The organism is Grimontia sedimenti (assembly GCF_011045095.1).
Classification (GTDB): Bacteria; Pseudomonadota; Gammaproteobacteria; order Enterobacterales; family Vibrionaceae; genus Enterovibrio; species Enterovibrio sedimenti.
In genome coordinates, this window is sequence record NZ_JAALDL010000060.1 from 1 (window position 1) to 476 (window position 476).

Consider the following 476-nt stretch of genomic DNA (forward strand, 5'->3'; position numbering starts at 1 on the left):
GGCACCACCACGGATGCGCCAACCCTGACCCTGACGGGCGATGCCTCAGTGAATGAAGGTGAAGCGGCCAGCTACACCTTGACACTCAGTGAAGCGCCAACCGCTGATTTCACCGTGACTATCGTCGTGGCTCACAAGACCACGGAAGATGGCGATGTCACGCCGGTGACCCGTGATGTGGTCATTGCGGCAGGCACCACGTCCACTGACTTCACCGTCGACACCCTGGATGACAGCCTCAACGAATCTGCCGATGATGATGTCTTTACTGTGTCAGTAGACTCAACATCCGGTGGTGACTTTGAGGCTCAGCCAACCGCACCGGCCGCTGTCGAAACCACCATCAATGACGGCACCACCACGGATGCGCCAACCCTGACATTGACGGGTGATGCCTCAGTGAATGAAGGTGAAGCGGCCAGTTACACCTTGACGCTCAGTGAAGCGCCAACAGCGGACTTCACCGTGACCATCGT

The 476-nt window shown here is 58.0% G+C and carries 1 protein-coding gene; it reads left to right on the forward strand.

What is annotated here, in order from left to right; genetic code table 11:
- The coding region (locus G5S52_RS23480; RefSeq protein ID WP_165018892.1) for an immunoglobulin-like domain-containing protein at positions 1-476 on the forward strand (476 nt) is incomplete at both ends.